The 21,710-nt window shown below is 44.0% G+C and carries 20 protein-coding genes; 10 read left to right on the forward strand and 10 right to left on the reverse strand.

The features are described from left to right. Window positions 1-484: 484 nt before the first annotated feature. From A3763_RS10165 to A3763_RS10175, 3 genes are all read left to right on the forward strand, one after another. Complete coding sequence (locus A3763_RS10165; RefSeq protein WP_068515590.1) at window positions 485-2,335, forward strand: DUF1302 domain-containing protein; 1,851 nt, start codon at window positions 485-487, stop codon at window positions 2,333-2,335. Window positions 2,336-2,369: 34 nt separating this feature from the next. Then, window positions 2,370-3,731, forward strand: a complete 1,362-nt coding sequence (locus A3763_RS10170; RefSeq protein WP_068515587.1) for a DUF1329 domain-containing protein — start codon at window positions 2,370-2,372, stop codon at window positions 3,729-3,731. 271 nt (window positions 3,732-4,002) lie between these two features. Beyond that, window positions 4,003-5,211 carry a hypothetical protein gene (locus tag A3763_RS10175; protein WP_068515583.1) on the forward strand — a complete coding sequence of 403 codons (1,209 nt, stop codon included), beginning with the start codon at window positions 4,003-4,005 and terminating at the stop codon, window positions 5,209-5,211. 82 nt (window positions 5,212-5,293) lie between these two features. On the opposite strand, the gene A3763_RS10180 is transcribed toward A3763_RS10175, so the two are convergent. The 5 genes from A3763_RS10180 to coxB form a co-directional block, all read right to left on the reverse strand. Continuing rightward, complete coding sequence (locus A3763_RS10180; RefSeq protein WP_068515580.1) at window positions 5,294-6,172, reverse strand: cytochrome c oxidase subunit 3; 879 nt, start codon at window positions 6,170-6,172, stop codon at window positions 5,294-5,296. 39 nt (window positions 6,173-6,211) lie between these two features. Next, complete coding sequence (locus A3763_RS10185; protein ID WP_068515577.1) at window positions 6,212-6,847, reverse strand: cytochrome c oxidase assembly protein; 636 nt, start codon at window positions 6,845-6,847, stop codon at window positions 6,212-6,214. A gap of 1 nt (window position 6,848) precedes the next feature. Continuing rightward, window positions 6,849-6,980, reverse strand: coding sequence for a hypothetical protein (locus A3763_RS29890; RefSeq protein WP_255374912.1), 132 nt, complete (start codon window positions 6,978-6,980; stop codon window positions 6,849-6,851). Between the two features lie 74 nt (window positions 6,981-7,054). Further along, the gene (locus A3763_RS10190) at window positions 7,055-8,686 is read right to left on the reverse strand and encodes a cytochrome c oxidase subunit 1 (protein WP_068515574.1); all 1,632 of its coding nucleotides are present in this window, start codon (window positions 8,684-8,686) and stop codon (window positions 7,055-7,057) included. 13 nt (window positions 8,687-8,699) lie between these two features. Then, window positions 8,700-9,821, reverse strand: a complete 1,122-nt coding sequence (coxB, locus tag A3763_RS10195) for a cytochrome c oxidase subunit II (protein WP_082865175.1) — start codon at window positions 9,819-9,821, stop codon at window positions 8,700-8,702. 647 nt (window positions 9,822-10,468) lie between these two features. Between coxB and A3763_RS10200 the strand changes: the two genes are divergently transcribed. After that, window positions 10,469-11,854, forward strand: a complete 1,386-nt coding sequence (locus A3763_RS10200; RefSeq protein ID WP_068515568.1) for a cbb3-type cytochrome c oxidase subunit I — start codon at window positions 10,469-10,471, stop codon at window positions 11,852-11,854. 14 nt (window positions 11,855-11,868) lie between these two features. On the opposite strand, the gene A3763_RS10205 is transcribed toward A3763_RS10200, so the two are convergent. The 4 genes from A3763_RS10205 to A3763_RS10220 are packed head-to-tail and all read right to left on the reverse strand — an operon-like array spanning window position 11,869 to window position 14,835. Continuing rightward, window positions 11,869-12,207, reverse strand: coding sequence for a hypothetical protein (locus A3763_RS10205; RefSeq protein WP_068515566.1), 339 nt, complete (start codon window positions 12,205-12,207; stop codon window positions 11,869-11,871). 22 nt (window positions 12,208-12,229) lie between these two features. After that, window positions 12,230-12,448: a DUF2835 domain-containing protein gene (locus A3763_RS10210; protein ID WP_068515563.1), complete on the reverse strand. Its 219-nt coding sequence runs from the start codon at window positions 12,446-12,448 to the stop codon at window positions 12,230-12,232. 32 nt (window positions 12,449-12,480) lie between these two features. Next, window positions 12,481-13,080, reverse strand: coding sequence for a lytic transglycosylase domain-containing protein (locus A3763_RS10215; RefSeq protein ID WP_197470029.1), 600 nt, complete (start codon window positions 13,078-13,080; stop codon window positions 12,481-12,483). An 18-nt stretch (window positions 13,081-13,098) separates the two neighbouring features. Beyond that, window positions 13,099-14,835, reverse strand: coding sequence for a proline--tRNA ligase (locus A3763_RS10220; RefSeq protein ID WP_068515560.1), 1,737 nt, complete (start codon window positions 14,833-14,835; stop codon window positions 13,099-13,101). A 108-nt stretch (window positions 14,836-14,943) separates the two neighbouring features. Here A3763_RS10220 and A3763_RS10225 point away from each other — a divergent pair, with 108 nt between their 5' ends. Further along, complete coding sequence (locus tag A3763_RS10225) at window positions 14,944-15,357, forward strand: PaaI family thioesterase (RefSeq protein WP_068515557.1); 414 nt, start codon at window positions 14,944-14,946, stop codon at window positions 15,355-15,357. Window positions 15,358-15,531: 174 nt separating this feature from the next. Here the strand turns inward: A3763_RS10225 and A3763_RS10230 are convergent, their stop codons facing one another. Beyond that, entirely contained in the window at window positions 15,532-16,191 is a 660-nt protein-coding gene (locus A3763_RS10230; RefSeq protein ID WP_068515554.1) for a TetR/AcrR family transcriptional regulator, read from the reverse strand. 266 nt (window positions 16,192-16,457) lie between these two features. On the opposite strand from A3763_RS10230, the gene A3763_RS10235 reads away from it, so the two are divergent. The 5 genes from A3763_RS10235 to A3763_RS10255 all read left to right on the forward strand — a co-directional run bounded on the left by A3763_RS10235 (window position 16,458) and on the right by A3763_RS10255 (window position 21,695). Continuing rightward, a complete protein-coding gene (locus A3763_RS10235; RefSeq protein ID WP_068510427.1) occupies window positions 16,458-17,921 on the forward strand; it encodes an NAD(P)/FAD-dependent oxidoreductase in 1,464 nt (487 codons plus the stop codon). A gap of 12 nt (window positions 17,922-17,933) precedes the next feature. Further along, complete coding sequence (locus A3763_RS10240; RefSeq protein ID WP_068510424.1) at window positions 17,934-18,752, forward strand: SDR family oxidoreductase; 819 nt, start codon at window positions 17,934-17,936, stop codon at window positions 18,750-18,752. Between the two features lie 10 nt (window positions 18,753-18,762). Next, window positions 18,763-19,704: an alpha/beta fold hydrolase gene (locus tag A3763_RS10245; RefSeq protein ID WP_068510422.1), complete on the forward strand. Its 942-nt coding sequence runs from the start codon at window positions 18,763-18,765 to the stop codon at window positions 19,702-19,704. A 52-nt stretch (window positions 19,705-19,756) separates the two neighbouring features. Next, the gene (locus A3763_RS10250; protein WP_068510415.1) at window positions 19,757-20,611 is read left to right on the forward strand and encodes an SDR family oxidoreductase; all 855 of its coding nucleotides are present in this window, start codon (window positions 19,757-19,759) and stop codon (window positions 20,609-20,611) included. A 376-nt stretch (window positions 20,612-20,987) separates the two neighbouring features. Beyond that, the gene (locus tag A3763_RS10255; RefSeq protein ID WP_068510413.1) at window positions 20,988-21,695 is read left to right on the forward strand and encodes a hypothetical protein; all 708 of its coding nucleotides are present in this window, start codon (window positions 20,988-20,990) and stop codon (window positions 21,693-21,695) included. Window positions 21,696-21,710 lie beyond the last annotated feature (15 nt).

Raw genomic sequence — 21,710 nt, forward strand, 5'->3', positions numbered from 1 at the left:
GGTTTCGGTGCGGGCGGTGCGGCAGGTGCTTATTTTAGTGGCGTAGTCGTATCTGAATATGGCTATTACTGGACCTTTATTATTAGTGGTCTTGTTGCGCTCGCCGCCGTATTTTTTGTTTACTCTCTCAGATTTAAAACTAGTCATTTTAGCTAAGTTTTAGTCAGTTATATCTCTTGTTTTTATACGCGCTGATTGTTTTGCCAATTACTTGGAATCGGTGTCGAAAAAAAAATTCCCTATAAGTTGGTGGAATGAAGAATTTGCGTCTATGCTTTGTTTTAAGTGTATTTGCAGCTCTCCGAAATTATTCAGAGCGGCGGATCTAGAAAAACAACATGGCTAACAAGGTTCTGTTGGGGCTTAGCTTGTCATGTAGTACAACATCGATTTGATCTTAGGCTTTATTGGTTTCACCAAACAAGAAAAATCACTTGAACTGAGCCTAAAGATTAATAATCTCAAAGTAACGGAGTAGCGTTCGATGACGAAAAAAACACAGCGGTTGCATAAGTTTGCAAAGCTGCCTTTAGCAGCGGCAGTCGCGGCCACATTGTCAGCACCTGCTAGCGCCTTTCAATTTTATATGGGCGATATAGAAGCAAGTTTTGATACTAATATTAGTGCTGGCTCGAGTTGGAGAGTAGAAGGTAGAGACGACCGTCTGATCGGAACAGGTAATGGCGGGTCAGGTTTCTCAATCAATACTGATGACGGTAACCTTAATTTCGATAAGGGTGATGCCTATTCGCAGATCGTCAAGGGTACCAGTGACTTTTTAGCCACTTATGAAGACTGGGGTGTATTTGCTCGTGCAAAGTATTGGTATGACTTTGAGCTAAAAGATGGTGACAGGGATACCGACGTCAATGGTTATCAGCGTCAGTTGAGTAAGAATGGTAAAGCGAACGCGTCTGGCGGAGAAATTTTAGACGCGTATATCTGGCGAGATTTCTGGTTTGGTGATACACCTCTTAACCTTCGTCTAGGTAAGCAGGTAGTCAGCTGGGGTGAGAGTACCTTTATTTTTAACGGTATTAACGTTATTAACCCAGTAGATATTGGTGCAATTCGAGCGCCTGGCGCAGAAATCAAAGAAGCTTTGATTCCTGTAAACATGCTTTATGGTTCACTTGGCTTAACGGATGATATTACGATTGAAGCGTTTATTCAGCTAGAGTATGAGCCTTCGCGAATTGATGATTGCGGAACCTACTTCTCTACAAATGATTATGTAGCCGATGGTTGCGGCCCTGTTTGGGGTGCTAACTTCATGACTGAAGAGTGGAACCAGGGTGGACAAACCGGCTTGCAGAGAATGTATGATGACAAGCCCGATGATACTGATCAGTTTGGTATTGCTTTACGCTGGTTTGCTGCAGATTTGAATGAAACAGAGTTTGGTTTCTACTTCTTGCAATACCATAGTCGCTTACCAATTGTTGGTGGTAGAGTCGGTACCGACGTTGATAGCGACGGTGCGATAGATAGTGATGAACAGTTTTCGACTGCTGAGTATCAAATTCAGTACCCTGAACAGATTCAAATGGTAGGTCTCAGCTTTAACACGACTGGGCCTGGTGGTATTTCATTAGGTGGTGAGTATAGCTTCAAGCATGATATGCCTTTGCAGTTCAACTCTCCAGACTTAGTGCTTGCAACGAGAGGTAACGTTGTATCGCCTATCGTTACTAGTAGAGCAACTGACAGTAACGGCGATGGAACGATAACTTCGGATGAATTAGCGCCTTTATATGGAAGTGTCCAAGCGGGTTATGACGCTTATGATGTATCGCAGATTCAGATGACCGCCATTAAGTTTGTTGATCAAATTTGGGGTGCGAGCCGTCTAGCCTTTGTTGGTGAGGTGGGTGCTACATATGTTCATAACTTACCTGATACTGATGAAATCCGCTATGGTCGGACTGATCAGTTAGGTTATGGTCAACTGACTGACGATCTCGTGGGTGAGCTAACTTGTCAAGGCGTTCTGGCCAGCTCAAACCCAACCTATACAGGTCCATGCGATGATGAGGGTTATGTTACTGGCTTCTCTTGGGGTTACCGTATGAGAACCTCATTACAATATAACGATGTTTTTGCCGGTGTGAATATGACGCCACAGGTCGCTTGGAGCCATGATGTGAAAGGTTATGCGCCAGGTCCTGGTGCTAACTTTATCGAGGGGCGTAAATCTCTTGGCTTGTCAGTCAGAGCAGATTATTTAAACCAGTACAGTGCAACCTTGGCGTATACCAATTACTTCGGTGGAGGGGTTCATAACACAATCTCCGACCGAGATAGTCTTGCGCTTAGTGTTTCGTACTCATTCTAATAACCCATTGGCTTGGTTTAACGAGGTAGTCTAAATGAAAATGATAAAAACTTTGTGTGCCATTGGTGTTGTTGCTGCAAGCTTTAGTGCGGCAAATGTCATGGCAAAAGTATCACCAGAAGAAACGGCGAAATTAGGGAATGAATTAACGCCAATTGGTGCAGAAAAAGCAGGGAATGCAGATGGAACAATTCCTGAGTGGACGGGTGGTGTAGAAGCACCTGCTGATTATAAGGTGGGTGAACCTTATCCGGATCCTTTTGCTTCGGATCAGGTCTTGTTCACGATTACTAAAGACAATATGGCTCAGTATGCAGATAAGTTGTCTGATGGTCAGAAGAAGACCCTGGAGCGATACTCTACTTATAAAATGAAGGTGTATCCTACTCATCGTTCAGTTGGTTATATTGATAAATTCGGTGAGTATTTCAAGCATAATGCGACTAATGCTGAAATGGTTGATGACGGGAATGGCGTGCAAGGCTATAAAGGTGCAATTCCTTTCCCAATTCCAAAGAATGCTAAAGAAGTTGTTTGGAACCATATTATGCGTTCAAGAGGGGGAAGCTTTGTTCGTGACTACGTACAGGTTACACCTACTGAATCAGGAGACTTCTCACCAATTCGTTTCGTAGAACATTATTCTGAGCGATTGGAATTGACGGATGCTGCAAAGAATGGAGATAAAAACGTCTTTTGGTATTTTAAGCAGCGCGTAGCTTCACCGGCTCGTTTGGCGGGTAACGTTCTACTTATCCACGAAACAATTGACCAAGTTAAAGAACCACGTAGAGCGTGGGTATATAACGCTGGTCAGCGACGTGTTCGTCGAGCTCCTCAGGTTGCATATGATGGACCAGGAACCGCGGCGGATGGTTTGCGTACTACCGATAACTTCGATATGTACAATGGCGCGATGGATCGATATGACTGGGCTCTAGAAGGAAAGCAGGAGCTATACGTTCCTTATAATTCCTATGCGATGGATGATAAGAGTATCAAGTATGACGATATCATCAAAGCAGGTCACCTAGATCAAGAAGTGATGCGATACGAGCTGCACCGGGTGTGGAAAGTTACCGGTACCCTTAAAGCAGGGCAGCGTCATGTATATTCAAAGCGTACTTTCTATATTGATGAGGACTCTTGGGCAATCCTAGTTGCAGATCATTATGATGGTCGTGGAGAGCTATGGCGTTTTGGTGAGGCTCATAACAAGTTCTTTTATGATGTGAAAGCTCATATTACAACAGCAGAATCGTTGCACGACTTGTTGTCTGGTCGATATATTGTAGGTGGTTTAGCTAATGAGATTCCTATTCGCTATGACTACTCAAAGAGCTTTAAGAGTAAGGACTTCACGCCTGCGGCATTGCGTCGTTCAGGTAAGCGTTAAAGTTTAGCTAATTGATTGATTCAAAACCGACTACTAAGTAGTCGGTTTTTTTTTGTCAGAATTCTGAAGCTTTTCTTTGTAAAACCTGAAAAAGCTTCCTATATTTATGAAAGAAGATTACCCATAAAACCTAAATACTTATTAAACTTAAATGAGTTGAGCTGTATCTACCTGTTTCAAGGTGCGCCGAAAGGGATTTGACGTAAGGCGTGAATTGGAGCAGTAAGTTGTATTTTTTAGGTAACTAGTGCCTCGGATATAGGAGACAACCGTGTCAAAAAAGTATGGCGTCATTGTATACAATACATCAACTATCAGTGATTCAATTCGTTCCCTTCAGTTAGACTTCAAGTTAACGCATTGCCAGACCTATGAAAGCTTATTGACACACGCTGCATATAGCGATAATCAATTGCTTTTGATAGATGATATGCCCGGCAATAACTCCCATTTAGCTTTTTTAGACAAAATTAAGAGCGAATGCCCACTAGAACTTGAGTCTATGTCGGTTATTGTGCTTAGCCGCAATATGGAGCTTGATCAGCGACTTCTAGCGTGTGAGCTAGGTGCTGATGATTGTATGTCCACAGAGCTTAGTCATGATGACATGGTGACACGTATTCAGAGCACAATTTTCAATGCGATTGCTAACAAACAGCTTAAAGACCAACTTAGAGCCGCTTCAGATGTTGCAATGGCGGCTATGGCTAGCACCGGAGATCTGGGTGCCAATATCCAGTTTTTACTGGACAGCTATCAATGTCAGAACTTTGATCAGCTAGGTCAGTTATTGTTCCAAAGCCTTAATCACTATGGGATTAGTTGTAGCCTGCAAATGCGAGGTAAATACAAGGTTAAAAACATGGAAGCAAACGGCATGGAACGAACAATGGAGTCTCGCTTGTTAAGTGAGTTGAAAGATGCCGGTCGCTTTTATGATTTTGGCAACCGTACTGTGATCAATTACAACCGTGTGTCGATTCTCATTAAAAATATGCCACTTGATGATCCCGAGAAGTATGGTCAGATTAAAGATAATATTTTTGCGCTTCTACAAGGAACCGATGCAAAAATAGAGGCTTTGGATATGCAGGCCGATATTTATCTAGAGCATCAATCTCAAGAAACGCTGATACGGCGTATGGAGAGTGGTATAGAGAACCTAGGCTCTCAATATCGTGATATGACAGTCCAGATTGCTGGTGTTGTCAATCAGCTGGCTGACTCCTTCGAGCAATCGATGCAAACCTTGTTGCTCACTGATGAACAGGAAAAGATTCTCTTGGAGCGCTTGGAAACAGGAAAAAACAATGTCTACGATATCTTCGAGCACTTCTCTCATATGGATGATGACCTGTCTGCCATTCTTAAAATGTGCGCACCAGAGGAGGTCGCGGGGATCGAAGTGGGGAAGGCTTTGTGTGAAGAGGGGAATAAGGCTGGAAATGTTCGGCCCTTAAAGTCAGGGACAACGCCCTAGCTGGCTAGAAAAACTGAGCATCTATTTATTCAAGACATAAAAAAGCCAGCAACTAAGCTGGCATTTTTATGTCTTGATAGGCTTATAACCAATAAACAAAGAAGTAAAGGCCTAACCAGACGACATCAACGAAGTGCCAGTACCATGCAACGGCTTCAAATGCGAAGTGCTTATCTGAGCTGAAGTGCCCCTTCAAGCTTCTTACTAGAATAGCAATTAGCATGATAGTACCAATCGTCACGTGCATGCCATGAAAACCGGTTAACATGTAGAAGGTCGACCCGTAGATACCTGAATTAAGTGTCAGGTCTAAAGCATTGTAGGCATGGCTATATTCGTATGCCTGGAAACCAAAGAAAATCAAACCCAATAAAATTGTTGCTGCTAAACCGATGATAAGCTGGTTTTTCTTATTATGCTTTAAAGCATGATGTGCCCAGGTAAGTGTTACTCCGCTGGAAAGTAATATGACTGTATTATATAGCGGGATGCCACCAGCGCCCATAGCCTCTTTGGTTTGGATGTAAGACTCTCCTCCATCAGGAGTTGTAAGTAAGGGCCAGGACGCCTTAAAACCTTCCCATAGAAGGTTAGACGAGCCAAGGTGACCTTCACCGCTGAGCCAGGGGAGTGAGATTTCTCGAAGGTAAAATAAGGAGCCAAAAAGTGCTACAAAGAAAAATACTTCTGAGGTGATAAACCATATCATTCCTTGTCTAAAGGAAATATCTACCTGAGGGCTGTATTTACCACCCATGCTTTCGTCAATCACGTCACTAAACCAGCCATAGAAGAGATAGGCAACAATAGCTAGCCCCGTCCAAATCATATATGTACCCGCATCGACGTCATTAACCCAAAATGCGACACCGAGTACTGTAAAAAATATTCCCATTACAGCAATAATGGGCCATTGGCTGCCGTGGGGGACGTAATAACTGTCAGAACCTGCTGTGCTCATAATGTCCTCTTTATTTTAATTGTTTGTACCATTAGCTATTCAAATAGTTTGCTTGTCGCCAGCTTTATTCAAAGTCTTCTTTGAGTCGCTGACAGAGGGTAATGCGTCTTTATTAGTTTTCAGTGAGTCGTCTCTGTTTGTGTTCATAATGGTATAAGATAAAGTTACCGTTTGAATGTCTTCAGGTAGATTCGGGTCGAGAACAAACTGTAAACCCATGTCTTTTGATTCGCCTGCTTGAAGGGTTTGAGTCTCAAAGCAGAAACATTCCATTTTCTTTAAATGTTGGTTTGCTTGCCATGGTGTAACCCCAGGTATTGACTGGGTTTCAACTGGCTGCGAACTGTTGTTCTTAAAGAAATAGCTGGTACTGACTCGTTCGCCAAGCTTCACCTTCATGGTTTTCGCTTCAGGTTTGAATTCCCATGCCATATTGCCATTTATAGTCGAGTCGAATTGAACCGTTACGGTTCTTAAAGACTGACTAAGTTCTTCGCTACTTAGTTCAGAAATCTCAGAGCGCCCACTGTTACTATCGATGCTATTGATACCGGCGACATCGCATACGAGTTTGTATAACGGCACCATCGCAAAGGCAAAGCCAAACATAAGCACTGTTAACATTGCGAGCTTTAGTGCGGTTTTCTTGTTTTGTTTTACTGGTACTTCACTCATGTTATGCACCCACGGCTAAAGTTTGGCTGACGCCATAGGCGGCAATGCATAAGCTTGATATCGCAATGCCTCCAAGAATTAGCGCGGTGCGAATATTTGACTTCTTTAATGCTTGTTCGCTTTGTTGGTTCATAATCAAAACTCTTTTTGTTGTTAAGTATCTAGCCTTGGGCTCTTTGTTAAAGCACCCAAGGCCAGATTCTGGTTTTATTTGACCGTAGGAGGTGTTTCAAAGCTATGGAATGGTGGAGGAGATGGGAGCGTCCACTCCAGGCCAGGTGTACCGATCTGAGAACCTTCCCAAGGCTGAGCTGGAGCTTTCTCGCCACCACGTATAGTTTGAATAATGATGTAGACAAAGAGTAGGTGAGATAGGCCGAAGATAAAGGCACCAATGCTCGATATCTGGTTAAACTCAATAAACTGCACGCTGTAATCAACGATACGGCGTGGCATACCCGCTAAGCCCGAAAAGTGTTGAGGGAAGAACGTCAGGTTAAAGCCGATGGTTGTCCACCAGAAAAAGATTTTACCCAGCGTTTCGTTATACATATGGCCAGTCCACTTTGGCAGCCAATAGAATACACCTGCGTAGAGCCCGAATAGTGCGCCGGGTATTAATGCGTAGTGAAAATGTGCGACCACAAAGTAGGTGTCATGGTATTGCAAATCTGCAGGTACAACCGCCAGCATGACACCTGTAGTTCCTGCAAATGAGAACATCACAATGATGGCAATGGCGAAGAGCATGGGTGTTTCAAAGGTAATAGAGCCACGCCACATCGTTAAGATAAAGTTGAACAGCATTAGGCCAACGGGGATCGAGATTAAAATTGTACCAATCATAAAGTAGTTGGTCGCGAGGACAGACATGCCAATGGTGTATTGATGGTGAGCCCATACGACCATACCCAAGACCAGCAGAATACCCATAAACCAAACTAATGGGCGGTAGCCAAACAAAGGCTTACGGCAGAATGTTGGAACAATAACACCTAAAACTCCGATAGAAGGTAGTAATAGTACATATACTTCCGGGTGACCAAAGAACCAGAATAAATGCTGGAATAACACAGGGTCGCCGCCGCCAGCAGCGTCGAAGAAACTGGTACCGAAGTGACGGTCAAACAAAAGCATGGTTACGCCGCCAGCAAGTGCTGGCATGATCATAATCAATAGAATTGCTGTAAATAGCCATGCCCAGACAAACAAGGGTAGTTTCATCATATCAAGGCCGGGAGCGCGCATATTCAATACCGTTGTAACGATATTGATGGCAGCGAGTATCGATGATATGCCTAATACATGAAGAGTAAAGATCAGCAGATCCATCCCCATTCCCGCTTGAACAGATAAGGGAGGGTACAAGGTCCAGCCTGTATTGACGGGGGCGCCGCCACCGAAAAACGGTACGATGACTGACAAAATAAGCAGGGCAGCCCCGGCGGGTAATAGCCAGAAACTCAAGTTATTTAAGCGTGGCAATGCCATATCTGGCGCACCGATTTGAAGTGGGATCATCCAATTCGCCATACCAGCTGCGGCAGGCATGACAACACCAAAGACCATAATCAAGGCATGTGTAGTGACCATGTTATTGAAAAGGTCAGGCTCCAAAAACTGCAAGCCAGGAAAGTACAACTCTGCTCTAATGAGCATTGCCATACCACCACCCAAAAATAACATAATGAGAGAAAACACCAGGTACATGGTACCAATATCTTTATGGTTAGTGCTGAATAACCAGCGGCCTATACCCTTCGGTGGCTCATTGTGGTGATCATGATCGGCGCTTGAAACGTCCTGATTTTGTTCATCAATTGTAATAGTAGAACTCATTGATTATCTCCTCCTAGCGCGCCGCTTTGACATCAGCTGGTTGCACAACATCACCTGTGTTATTACCCCAGGCATTTCTTTCGTAGGTTACGATTGCTGCCACTTCCAGGTCATTCAACTGAGCGCCCCAAGCAGCCATGGCTGTACCCGATACACCCTTGATTACGACTTCAAGATGTTTAGCGGGGTCGCCTTTGGCAATTTCGCTACCAGCCAGCGCTGGAAATGCGGGGGGAACACCAGAGCCATCGACTTGGTGGCAGGCTCCGCAGTTGGTGTTGTAGAGGGACTCGCCCCGAGCCATTAATTCTTGCATTGGCCAGACAGTGTCTGAAGAAGCTTCCTTCTCTTTCGCTATCTTGATTTCCTTTTGCTTTGTCATCCATGAATCAAACTCGCTACCGGCAATCGCTTCAACTTGAATGGGCATGAAAGCGTGCCCCGTACCACAGTTTTCGGCACATTGGCCGTGATACGTGCCAGCCTTCTCGATAATAGTCCAGGTTTCGTTGATATAGCCGGGAATGGAGTCTTTCTTAACCGCAATTGCCGGAACCCACCAAGCGTGAAGAACATCGGTTGCGGTATGAAGGAAACGAATTCGTCGGTCAGTAGGTAGGTAGAGAGGGTTATCCACCATTCTTAAATAGCGATCACCAGCTTGTTCCTCAGGCAGTAGGTTACTGACGATCTTAATATCGTCTTCCATGTACTCGTATGTCCACTTCCATTGGGAACCTGTCACTTTAATTGTCAGGTCTGCTGGGGTCTTATCTTCAATTAAGTCAAAGGTAGAGCTTGCGCTGCCAGCAATACTTAAATCAATAGCGAGTACAATAATCGGCACCAGAATCCAGGACCATGTGCCAAACTTGCTGTTATGAAATTCTTGGTCGGCTTCGTAATTTTTCGACTTTCTGAATTTGAATATGGAGTAAAAGATGACGACGGTGACGAGGATCATAATGATCAGTGCGATGTAGGCCGTCATCATATGGAGGTCAAATACTTCCCGTGTTACAGGAGAGACTGGCTCAGGAAGGTTAAGAGCGTATTCAGAAAATACATTCCTGGAGGCAAGCAAAAGACTTGGCATGGCAATAAGCATGCTGAGCTTGCGTAAACGATTTGGCATCCGTTGATCCTCATCAAAGGCATACCAGATTCTGAGTCGAAGTGAATTTGCCGAACTTTATTCGTTAAGGGGCATAATCACGTCTTTAACCGTTGTGTGGCAAATCAAGATGTCAAAAATATCTAGTTATTATTTTCAATCTGGCCTGTTCTATTTATGTAATGCGGAACATTTTTAGAGGCCGACAACATTGCTACTACTTAAAAAATAAAACGATAACCTAGTTACTTAAAGTATCTGAAACCAATAAGGTTATTCCAGAATTTGGCTATGGTTTGTTTTAATGATGAAATCGAGAAGCAGGGTTTATAGCAATCTGCTTAGTCAGAAGCAGCTCTATAAGAAGCACGGCTTACGTTTCATCCCCTTTATTATATTTGTTAGTGATTCTTTCTAAGTCGTGTAACACTTTTATGCTTGTTTAAGCATAGTAGGAAACTTTTATTTTGTACTAATTATTTAGTCTCCATGGCTGCACATTATTTACTGTTCTTAGTGAGAGATGCAAGCCTAATCTTTGAACAGTGAATAAAATGCGACTTATGCCATTAAATAACTGGATTCGGTGTGATAACGGCCTTTTTTACACTGACCCCAATTATTTGATAGGATCCTGAGCGACACAATAAATATAATAATGAGGGATTATGACGGCATTAAACACTTCTATGGTAATGCAACTTTCTCTAGTTGCTGCCGCTCAGAAAACGATTGTTAAAAAATGGCTCGGGCTGGCTGTCGCTTCTTTGCTAGGCGCAGGGGTATTTTCTTTGCTGCTTGTTTTGTCTCGAACGCCAGGCGTACAAGACTTTATTCCCTGGGTGGACTTTTTCCATGTTGCACTGGTTGTGCACGTTGACCTTTCTGTATTGATTTGGTTTCTATCAATGGCGGGAGTTTTCTGGACTAGCAGCAACCCGGCTAGTGGTGGCTTGTTGGATCAGTGGGCGTGGAACTTTGCTGCGCTTGGTGCCTTGATTATGGTCGCTTGTCCATTTTTTGGAGTAGGGGAGCCTTTGATGAATAACTATGTTCCTGTGCTTCAACACCCAGCATTCTACCTGGCTTTATGTGTTTTTGGTTTTGGCATTCTGCTGTTATTAGTAGCTCGCTTATTGACTATACCTCAAGGCTTTAATAGTGGTGAGTCGGTACTGAGCTGGGCATCGTATTTAGCCGCTATTCCTGCTCTATTAAGTATTATTGCGTTAGTGGCTAGTTATCTGGGCATATCAGTTGAATATAGTGGTGAATATTATTTCGAATTACTGTTCTGGGGTGGTGGGCACACTTTACAGTTCACGCATACCTTGCTTTTACTTGTTGCCTGGTTATGGCTTGCAAGTGCATGTGGTGCTCGTTTTAGCTATAAGCCTGGGCTACTTTTGGCTTTGTCAGCATTGGTTATATTGCCTGTACTTATGGTGCCTTGGCTGTATGCTTCAAGCGAAATTGATTCGCTAGGGCATCGTTTAGGTTTTACTAAATTAATGCAATACGGTGGCTTGGCAAGTATGCCGCTTGGCATTATCGCAGTTTATCAACTGTTTCTGTTGATTAAACGAGGCAGGATTGAGGCATCTTCAAAGCCATTAAAGTCAGCAATGATAGCTTCGTTTATTTTGTTTTCGGCAGGCGGCATCATTGGCTTTTTGATCGAAGGTGTGAATGTAGTTATACCTGCGCATTACCATGGTTCGATTGTCGGAGTAACGCTTTCCTTTATGGGTATTGCTTATCTGCTCATGCCTAAGCTGGGTTTAGGTACCCCAGATACTCGCCTAGCGGCAATTCAACCTTATGTTTATGGTGGTGGCCAGTTGATGCATATATTGGGTCTCGCGTGGTCAGGTGGTTATGGTGTGCAACGTAAGACTGCAGGAGCAGCTCAAGGTTTAGATCGTTTACCTGAAATTATAGGGATGGGAATGATGGGCTTGGGTGGTTTGATCTCTACCATCGGAGGCTTGCTGTTTTTGATCGTGATTATCAAGGCATGGCGGCGACGAACAGAGTTTGAACCTGGTAGCTAGCCGCCTATAGCCGTTTACAAAAACTCTTTGAAGCGACGAGATATAATGCTCATCACGATAGCGGCCAGGCGCGCATAGATATCGCTGAGATAAGCTTTGTTGGGCAGTTCATCTTCAAGTGTTTTTTGGACTGTTTCAAATTTTGAATAACCTTCTTTGGGTTTCTCCAAAGACTTCATTACTTTAGCCATGACTTGAGGAGATTGCTCAGAACCCATATCTTTCATAATTTCATGAGCATGAAACTCAAGTTCTTCAAGTGACATGGCCTTCAAGTGAGAAACCAGTTCAGCTTCTTTTAGCGAAATGACCTGATGCGTTTGTAGCGTGGCTTTCGTGGTGTTGTGTGTCATATCGCGTTGTCTCAAGTAGGGTCTAAAGTTTAATGATAGATTGGAACTTTCCGGCGTCATTGATAGAAATAACAAAGCTCCCTTCAATGCCGTGGTGTGTCACATATTTACTCAGGATAGCGGCCGGAAACTGAATGGATCGGCCATCTCTGCTGATTGCATAGACGATATTGGCTTCACCCCTATAGATTCGCAGCCATTCCTCTTTATCAATGGAAAGGTCGACGATAATTTCTTGCATAGTTTGAACTCTATTTCTTTCTTTATGCTGGCTTATACATGTTTTACGAACCAGTAGTCCTGCCAAAAACGTAAGACCTTTGAAGGGTACTTAGTTTTACCTAAACTGCCATTGTATCGCGCAAGGGCTCTGATCAGGTTGCCTTTCTCTTTATTCAGGTAATGCTTCAGGATTGTACAGCCATACCGGAGGTTGGTTGAAACGGTCGTGAGGTTGTCGTCCGGGCGACCAATCTCATTCTTCCAAAAAGGCATAACTTGCATGAGTCCTTGTGCACCCACTCTGGAGATAGCAAAGCGCTTAAATGCGCTTTCAACATGGATCACTGATAGTACTAACTCGGGTTCCAGGCCCGCTCGTTTCGCTTCAGAGTGAACGCGCTTTAACAGCGACAAACGTTCCTCTGGGTCTTTGATGTAGCGCTTAAGTCGGCTGGACATATCGACCAGCCAAACTTCAGCATCAAAGCGGTCAACAAAACTACTGGACTCATTGACCGTTTGCATAAGGAGCTTACGCAGCTCATCATCTGGAGCCTGGCGTAAGCTGGCCTGTTCAGCGCTAACTGAAGACGCGAAAGACAGAGAAATAACCAGCACGAATAAGAGCTGATAAAGACCTTGTGGAGTCATCGCTCTCATCGACAAACCCTAAGCAATAGTGAAGCCAAGCTTATCTGCTAGTAAGGCCATGATGTCATCGATAGCAACATCCTGCTTATCGCTGTCATTTCTGCCTTTGTATTCTAGTGTGCCAGCCTTGATGCCTCGGTCACTAATAACAACTCGGTGAGGAATACCAATCAGCTCAATGTCAGCAAACTTGGAACCTGGACGCTCATTTCGGTCATCCATGAGTACATCAACACCTAGGTCAACAAGCTGCTGATAGATCTCTTCAGTCTTATTGGCAACAGGCTCAGACTTATGACCATTGAGTGGGATGAGCGCGATTTGGAAAGGCGCTATCGATTCAGGCCAGATAATGCCATTGTCATCGTTATTTTGTTCAATAGCTGCCGCTACAATACGCGATACACCGATGCCGTAACAGCCCATCTCCATAATGGTGGCTTTGCCATTTTCGTTTAATACCGAGGCATTCATTGCGGAACTGTATTTGTTGCCCAACTTAAAGATATGACCGACTTCGATACCGCGTTTGATTTCGAGTGTACCTTTGCCGTCAGGGCTGGTATCACCTTCAAGAACGTTACGCAGGTCAACGACTTCACCTAGTTCAAGATCTCTTTGCCAATTGACGTCTGTTAAATGAACGCCATCTTTATTCGCGCCACAAGTGAAGTCTGAACACAGTGCAGCGGTGCGATCGACAAATACAGTGATGTCTTTTAGTCCGACCGGGCCAATGGAACCTATATTCGCTCCCGTTGCGGCTTTCACCTGTTCTTCATTTGCGAACACTAAGGGAGAGGCGACGCCTTCAAGTTTTTCAGCTTTGATTTCGTTCAAACTGTGGTCGCCCCTTAATACCAGCGCTACCAAGGGTGCATTGCCGTCTTCATCTTCTTCGCCAAGAACCAGTAAGGTTTTGATAACCGAGCTAGCGGGAACAGATAAGAAAGAAGTGACCTCTTCAATGGTTTTCTGTTCAGGCGTAGCGACTTCTTCCATGGCTTTGCTTGGTGCTGCTAGCTCACCTTCAGGTGCGAGGGCTTCAGCCAGCTCAATATTGGCTGCATAGTTACTTTCTGTGCTGAAAGCGATATCGTCTTCACCTGAATCGGCCAGCACATGGAATTCATGTGAAGCATTGCCGCCGATGCTGCCTGAGTCAGCCTGCACAGCGCGGAAGTCTAGACCAAGACGCGTAAATATATTGGTGTAGGTGTCGTACATGAGTTCATAGGTCTCGTCCAGAGAATCCTGAGTCGCATGGAAAGAGTAGGCATCTTTCATTAAAAACTCACGGGCACGCATCACACCAAAGCGCGGGCGGCGCTCGTCTCTAAATTTTGTCTGGATCTGATAAAAGTTTGCCGGTAATTGCTTATAGCTGCTCAGTTCATTGCGAGCCAGGTCGGTGATCACTTCTTCATGCGTAGGGCCGAGGCAAAAGTCTCGTTGGTGACGATCTTTGATACGCAATAACTCACCGCCATATTGCTGCCAGCGACCAGACTCTTCCCAAAGTTCTGCAGGCTGAACAACAGGCATAGAAAGTTCTTGTCCGCCAGCCTTATCCATTTCCTCACGAACAATCGCTTCTACTTTACGTAGCACTCTTAAACCCATGGGCATCCAGTTGTATAAACCTGATGCGAGTTTACGAATCAAGCCTGCACGAAGCATTAGCTGATGGCTGATGACTTCAGCGTCAGCTGGAGTTTCTTTTTGAGTAGCGATTAAAAAACGACTTGCGCGCATGAGGCAATGATTTCCTTTGAGTGTAAAAATATAATGGCGTATTTTAAATAGCTAAGTGCTGATCGTATAGTCCTGAATCAAATAATTAATACAATCTTGGAGTAGAACATGACATTACAGGCCGCAGATGTGCAAGCCCGCATAAGAGAGTGGGTGCCAATGGCTGAGGATATCGACTTGAAAATCGAGGAGATCAAGCCCGGCTACGCGCGGATTCGAATTCCTTTTCAAGATAAATGTATTCGGCCGGGTGGCACGGTATCGGGCCCGGTTATGATGACCGCAGGTGATACGGCGATGTATGCTGCGATACTTGGAAGCCTGGGCGAGGTCGCGATGGCGGTAACCAGTAACCTGAATATTAATTTTCTTCAGCGGCCTGAACAGCGCGACTTGATCGCAGAAGGAAAGATATTGAAGTTGGGTAAGCGTATAGCATTTTGTGAAGTTTCGATCCGAAGCGAAGGGGCTGAGGATGTTGTGGCGCATGTGACCGGCAGCTATTCTTTGCCTCCGGTGTGATGAATAATACAAACTTGTAGACAGAGCCTTCCATGGCTCGCTAGCGGGTTAACGCGGGGCAGGTTCCAGTGAGGAGTGACACCCTCTATCTACGGAAATGATTATTTATTCGAAAATTACAATGGGCAGGCTCTGCCAGCAGGTTTTTGTTGCCGTCTTTTTTGTGTGAGAGCGCTACGCTTCAATCAACTTAATGATTCCTAAAAATAACTTACTGGTGGCGGCAACTAGCTCTTTTCGTTCCGTTTTATAATCACTCACTAACCAGTTTGTCGCTGCCTGGCGCATTGCTCCTACTAAGGATATAGCCATGATGTCCTGTTGGGCACGATCAATCGTCATATCGGGAAAAGCCTTATTTGCCATTACTCTTAAAATTTCTGCAAAGCCATTGATGTAATGATAGTAAAGCGTATTAACTTCTGGGCTAATGCCTTCTAATTCGACCATGCATATTCGAGCGATATTAGGGTCTTCAAGAATTTCAAAGTACTTATCTAAACCCGCAATAATGGCAGCCTTTGGGTCAGAGTCTTGATAGCCCACAACGATGGCTTGAACAATTTCTTTACTGAGCAGGGTCATACAGTCTTCATAGACCGCCAGTAATAAATTTTCTAGACCTGAATAGGATTCGTAAAAATAGCGATCAGTTAACTTGGCTTCTTTGCATAAGCTCCTGACAGTTGAATTTCTAAAGCCGCAACATCCAAATAGTCTTAAGCCCGCATCTAAAAATTGTTGTTTTCTAAGTTTTTTCCGCTCAGCTAAAGATACCCCGCCATAGGTCCGTTCGGTCTTTTTATTTTCTTTAGAAGGTTCAGCAGAGGGCATTGGCGTTTTATTTCGTCCTGATTGAAGTGATTTTTAGTCCGGGTTGAGCCGTCTATTCTGCCGTGATTTGAAGTCGGATGTAAAGCGTGACCGTCAGTCAAAAAATATTTGACTACACCTGTAGTCAGAATATATGATGTTTTGAAGTTGCTTGTCGTCACAATTTATATCTCGTTAATCTTCGACTATGATGATGGCAAGCGCTAGACAATAAACATAAAAATTCAGTGAGCAAGGCAAGGTCTTGTGAGCGACTGGAGTGCTAAATGAAACAAGATTACCAAGTCATTATTATCGGTAGCGGATTCGGCGGACAGCTGGCAGCCATGAACCTAATCAAACGTGGCATTCAGGATTTTCTGATTCTGGAGCGGCGCGAATTTGTCGGTGGTACCTGGAGCCAAAATACCTACCCAGGCGCAGCCGTCGATGTTCCTTCTCCTTTGTATTCGATATCTTCAGAGCCTTACAATTGGTCGCAAATGTTCGCTGAACAAGACGAGCTAAGAGAGTACACCGAGCACATCATTTCCAAGCACGCTTTGGATAAGAAAATTGCGGCAGGCTCCAATGTGTCGAAGATTGAATGGCAGGAAGCAGAGCAGCGCTGGCAAATTGATATTGAAGGCAAAGATGCTTATCACGCTCAATTTGTTATTAATGCTTCAGGGCCACTTAGTACACCAGTGATTCCAGATTTTCCTGGAAAAGATACATTTAAGGGTAAGTCCTTTCACAGTAATAACTGGGATCATAACTATGACCATAAAGGCAAGCGAGTTGCAGTGATAGGTAGTGGTGCCAGTGCCGCACAAATAATCCCTGCGATCGCTCCGGAAGTTGAACACCTTGATGTGCTTCAACGTACCCCTCATTGGGTAATGCCTCGAAATGATTATAAATTTAAAGGCTGGCAACGTAAGTTGCTTAGTAAGAGTTGGGCCTACTTTGCTTTACGTTTCTTGATCTACTGGTGGTATGAATTCCGTGTTATTGGCTTTAAATATTCAGATTTGGCATTGAAGGTCTTGGCGAAGAACAAAGCTGAAAAGCATATTCGCAAACAGATCAAAGACCCGGACTTACAACGAAAAGTGACTCCCGACTTCACCATAGGCTGTAAGCGGGTAATTTTATCAGACACGCTTTACCCAGCTTATTGTCGAGATAATGTCACCTTATTCGATAAGAATAATGGCATAAAAGAAATCACCGAGAAGGGTATTGTGACTCAGGACGGTGTCGAGCACGAGCTGGATTTGATTGTCTACTCAACCGGTTATGATGCTACTGATGGCGTGATCTCATATCCGGTGGTGGGTAAAGGCGGTAAGACCTTAGCTCAGGCATGGAGTGACTTCCCCAGAGCTTATTTAGGGACGAGTGCGCCAGGCTTTCCAAATTTGTTTATTGTCACAGGGCCTAATACAGGCATTGGTCATACCTCCGCTTTGTTTATTATTGAGTCGCAAATGAAATACATCATGAACAGTATTTCGGCGCTTAAACAAAGTGGCAAAAAAGTGATCGAAGTCAATGTAGATGCTGAGGAGAAATATACCGATTTAATTCATCACGAGATGGCCAAAACGGTTTGGCAGCGTGGCGGTTGTAACTCTTGGTATAAGAGCAAGAGCGGAAAAGTGATTGCCATGTTCCCGGGGTTTAGTTTTACCTTCAGACGCTGGGCTAAGAAATTTAAACGCCAAGATCACTCTTTTAACTCTTAAGTAGTAAAAACGATGAAAAAAATAACAAGTTTTAAAGACAGGGTAGTGGTGATAACAGGGGCTGCCTCGGGTATGGGGCGCGCCTATGCGCTGGCTTTTGCTAAGCAAGGTAGTCATCTGGCTTTGTGTGACTATGACGAGGAAGGCTTAGGCGAGACGATCTCGTTGCTACCAGAATCACAAAAAGTCTTTGCACAGGCCTTTGATATCTCAGATGAGCAGGCAGTGTTTGAGTTCGCCGATCAGGTTAAACAACACTTGGGTCAAGCATTTATGCTTGTCAATAATGCGGGGGTTGAAGGCAGTGGTGAGCCGGTTTGGGCGACAGAGCAATCATATTTTAAGCGGGTGATGGATGTTAATTACTATGGTGTGATTCATGGTACTCGCGCATTTCTATCTGACATGCTGGCTAATAACCAAGGCGTGATTGTGAATGTCTCAAGTATCTTTGGCCTGACGGGAACACCCAATCATGCTGATTATTGTGGTAGTAAATTTGCCGTACGAGGTTTTACCGAAGCTTTAATGGTCGAATTATCGGCCAGTGATATTCAGGTACACCTTCTACATCCAGGGGGGATTCGAACCAATATCGTAAGGCATGAACATGCCCGAGACTTTTCTCAGAACTTTCTGACTACTGAACCAGAGGATATTGCCGAACATTTAATTAAGTCAGTTAAGAAAAATAAGCCTCGTATTGTCTATGGAAATAATGCTATTAAAGTGTGGTTGGCTTCCAAACTGTTGCCTTTACCGCTTGTTTGCGCGATGGTTTGGTCAGAAATGAAGAAGGTTATCGACCTTCGAGCGTATAAATACAAATAAGGATATTGAAATGTTGAAAAAAAGTTTACTGGCTTTAGCTGCCATTTTGTTAGTTTTTGTGGGTGCCACGTTCATCGCTCCGGCTCCAATGGGTAAAGCGGTCTATGAATGGGCTGCTCCCTTCGAGGCTGGTTTATATGGCTTGGAAAAGGCTCAGGTAAATATTGGCGAGATGGATATTTATCTCTACCAAAATGAAATAAAACCTGAGCGTCCTACTATCGTTATGTTGCATGGCTATAGTGCCGATAAAGATGTCTGGCCACGTTTTGCTCAGTTTTTTAGCGAGCACTATAACGTGCTAATTCCTGATATGGCTGGTCATGGTGAAACGGGCTTCCATAAAGATTGGGATTACGGTGGACCTGCTCAGGTTGAACGTATCATCGCTTTGCTTGATAAATTAGCGCTCGATAAAGTTCATGTTATTGGCAATTCAATGGGCGGATTTATCGCAGGCCACTTTGCTCGTATGTATCCTCAGCGAACACTGAGCTCGACCTTAGTTGATCCGGCAGGTGTTGAGTCACCCATCAAGAGTGATATGGAGAAGATGCTAGCAGCAGGGCGCAATCCTTTCGAAATACACAGTCGTGAAGAGTTTGATACCTTTTACGGGATGACCATGGCCAAAGCACCTTACATTCCAAGTTTTATTCTTGAGGCTGTTTCAGAAAAGTACCAAGCGCGCCGAGAAGAGTTAATCGAGATCTTCCAGGACTTCCATGGCAAGCATATGTTGCAGCCGGTATTAAATGAAATTCAAGCGCCTGTGCTATTGCTATGGGGTGATCAGGACCAGCTCCTACATGTCAGCGCCGTTGATGTATGGAAGGCTGGCATTAAGAATATATCTATAAAAATTTGGCCGGGTATTGGACATATGCCTATGGTTGAGATTCCGGCTGAAAGTGCTGAGGTTTACCAGGCGTTTTTAGATAAAAATAGCTAATTTAAACGTGCCAGGCTCGACTTTGTCGGCCTGCTTACCTAGAGGAAAAATAATGAAAAACTTAAACGGTAAAGTAGCCGCGGTGACAGGTGCTGGGTCGGGCATTGGTCAAGCACTGGCGGTTAACTTGGCGCAGGAAGGTTGTGCTCTGGCCATCTCTGATGTGAATGAGAAAGGTCTGAAAGAAACGCAGAACTTACTTAAAGGCTTCAATGTGAAAGTCACAAGCCATGCTCTCGATGTAGCTGATAAAGAGGCTGTCTATGCCTGGGCCGATAAGGTGGTCGAAGACCATGGCAAAGTAAATTTGATCTTCAATAATGCCGGAGTGGCTTTGTCAGGCACGGTGGATTCGCTCTCGATTGAAGACTACGAATGGATTATGAATATCAATTTCTGGGGTGTTGTTTATGGCACCAAAGCCTTTCTGCCTCACCTTGAAGCATCGGGCGAAGGTCATGTGGTAAATATTTCCAGTATATTTGGCTTAACTTCACAGCCGTTAATGAGTGGTTATAACGCGAGTAAGTTCGCTGTTCGAGGGTTTACCGAGTCTCTTCGTCAGGACTTGGAAATTACCGGTTCAAAGGTCAGCACTACTTGTATTCATCCTGGTGGTATAAAAACAAATATTGCTCAGTCAGCGCGAGTTGATAAAAGCTCAATGAAAGTGACTGGGGCAACTAAGGAAAGTACCTTAAAAGAGTTTGAAAAAATGTTTGTTCATACGCCTGATAGTGCAGCAAAGACTATTCTTAAGGGTGTTAAGCGCAATGATAGGCGTGTGCTGATTGGTGCTGATGCGAAGGCGTTTGATGGCGTAGTGCGTCTTTTCCCAACGGGTTATCAATGGCTGTTCACAAAAGCAATCAAGTGGCGCAGTAAGGCTGCTAAGAAGTTTGCATAATTAGGTGTGTTGATTGCTGGCAGAGAACTCTACTCATAGGTGTATATCAAACTCAAACTGTGAGTTGCGTGCCAGCGATGAAGGTAGGTCACAGCCTACAAGCCGAAAGTTCCTTTTGTATACATTGAACTTATCGGCTTCCTCCTTGTCTGACTCAAAACCCTGCTAATAAATGATAATTAGAAACAGTCCATATTATTGAAAATTTAACTATACACTGTAAAGTTGTTGTGGTTTTATAGCTACCTAATTTACGAGGTAAGCCGTAAAAGTTATGAGCTTTTCCTCGGGGAAAAATATATTGCGTAAAATATAGTCGTGTGAATATATAGTTCGCACAACTGAAATAAGAGCAAAAGAATAAACGGGTGAAATCATGAATTTTATCTTCCTAGGCTTAATAAGCATCTTATATTCGAGTGCCTTATTGGCTACAGAAAACTCAGCTGAAACATCTACCAAAAGTCCTCAATGGCTTACTGATTGGCAGCAGGAAAGGTCGGAAGGTGGAATTGGTTCTGAGTGCCGAAAGCATGTCAGCAAAATTATGCAGTGTCGTTTTAAGGTGGTTGTCGATGAATCTCACGAGGCACTTACAGCCGTCATTCAAGATGTTGAAGGCTTCAAAGAGTGGGCGATCAGTGTATTGATTTCTGAGCGAGTAATGTATGAAGAATCTGATCCCGATACTTATGTTTATACAACCTATAACTTTACCGGTGCCTACAATAGAGACGCTCTAAGCCGGTATTCTATGGTGACGGATATTGAGGGACGCAGAAACCGTATTAACTTTATCACCGTAGATAAGCCTTATGAACCACGAGACTTACGTTTAGTTCGTTTCCCTTTAATGGCGGGCTACTGGCAGTTTACAAGCCTGGGTAATGGTCAGACAGAAATAGAACATCAAAGTTTTACTCAGCCAGGTGGCTTAGTACAGAGCACCTTGTATCACTTGTTTAATGTTGCTTATCTTGATTCTTCATTCGACACAATTCGAGCATTGCTGGCACAAGCTAAGAGGCCTAAGTACCAAGACGCACTGGAGTCAGGCTTATCCATTCTTGCCAAAAACAAATAACTAAGCCTAATACGA

The sequence above is a fragment of the Oleiphilus sp. HI0128 genome (genome assembly GCF_001635365.1).

Excerpts from the sequence above, each read along its gene's own strand:
- A3763_RS10165 (WP_068515590.1), top strand. The coding sequence starts at position 485 with ATGACGAAAAAAACACAGCGGTTGCATAAGTTTGCAAAGCTGCCTTTA.
- A3763_RS10170 (WP_068515587.1), top strand. The coding sequence starts at position 2,370 with ATGAAAATGATAAAAACTTTGTGTGCCATTGGTGTTGTTGCTGCAAGC.
- A3763_RS10180 (WP_068515580.1), bottom strand. The coding sequence starts at position 6,172 with ATGAGCACAGCAGGTTCTGACAGTTATTACGTCCCCCACGGCAGCCAA.
- A3763_RS10185 (WP_068515577.1), bottom strand. The coding sequence starts at position 6,847 with ATGAGTGAAGTACCAGTAAAACAAAACAAGAAAACCGCACTAAAGCTC.
- A3763_RS29890 (WP_255374912.1), bottom strand. The coding sequence starts at position 6,980 with ATGAACCAACAAAGCGAACAAGCATTAAAGAAGTCAAATATTCGCACC.
- A3763_RS10190 (WP_068515574.1), bottom strand. The coding sequence starts at position 8,686 with ATGAGTTCTACTATTACAATTGATGAACAAAATCAGGACGTTTCAAGC.
- coxB (WP_082865175.1), bottom strand. The coding sequence starts at position 9,821 with ATGCCAAATCGTTTACGCAAGCTCAGCATGCTTATTGCCATGCCAAGT.
- A3763_RS10200 (WP_068515568.1), top strand. The coding sequence starts at position 10,469 with ATGACGGCATTAAACACTTCTATGGTAATGCAACTTTCTCTAGTTGCT.
- A3763_RS10205 (WP_068515566.1), bottom strand. The coding sequence starts at position 12,207 with ATGACACACAACACCACGAAAGCCACGCTACAAACGCATCAGGTCATT.
- A3763_RS10210 (WP_068515563.1), bottom strand. The coding sequence starts at position 12,448 with ATGCAAGAAATTATCGTCGACCTTTCCATTGATAAAGAGGAATGGCTG.
- A3763_RS10215 (WP_197470029.1), bottom strand. The coding sequence starts at position 13,080 with ATGACTCCACAAGGTCTTTATCAGCTCTTATTCGTGCTGGTTATTTCT.
- A3763_RS10220 (WP_068515560.1), bottom strand. The coding sequence starts at position 14,835 with ATGCGCGCAAGTCGTTTTTTAATCGCTACTCAAAAAGAAACTCCAGCT.
- A3763_RS10225 (WP_068515557.1), top strand. The coding sequence starts at position 14,944 with ATGACATTACAGGCCGCAGATGTGCAAGCCCGCATAAGAGAGTGGGTG.
- A3763_RS10230 (WP_068515554.1), bottom strand. The coding sequence starts at position 16,191 with ATGCCCTCTGCTGAACCTTCTAAAGAAAATAAAAAGACCGAACGGACC.
- A3763_RS10235 (WP_068510427.1), top strand. The coding sequence starts at position 16,458 with ATGAAACAAGATTACCAAGTCATTATTATCGGTAGCGGATTCGGCGGA.
- A3763_RS10240 (WP_068510424.1), top strand. The coding sequence starts at position 17,934 with ATGAAAAAAATAACAAGTTTTAAAGACAGGGTAGTGGTGATAACAGGG.
- A3763_RS10245 (WP_068510422.1), top strand. The coding sequence starts at position 18,763 with ATGTTGAAAAAAAGTTTACTGGCTTTAGCTGCCATTTTGTTAGTTTTT.
- A3763_RS10250 (WP_068510415.1), top strand. The coding sequence starts at position 19,757 with ATGAAAAACTTAAACGGTAAAGTAGCCGCGGTGACAGGTGCTGGGTCG.
- A3763_RS10255 (WP_068510413.1), top strand. The coding sequence starts at position 20,988 with ATGAATTTTATCTTCCTAGGCTTAATAAGCATCTTATATTCGAGTGCC.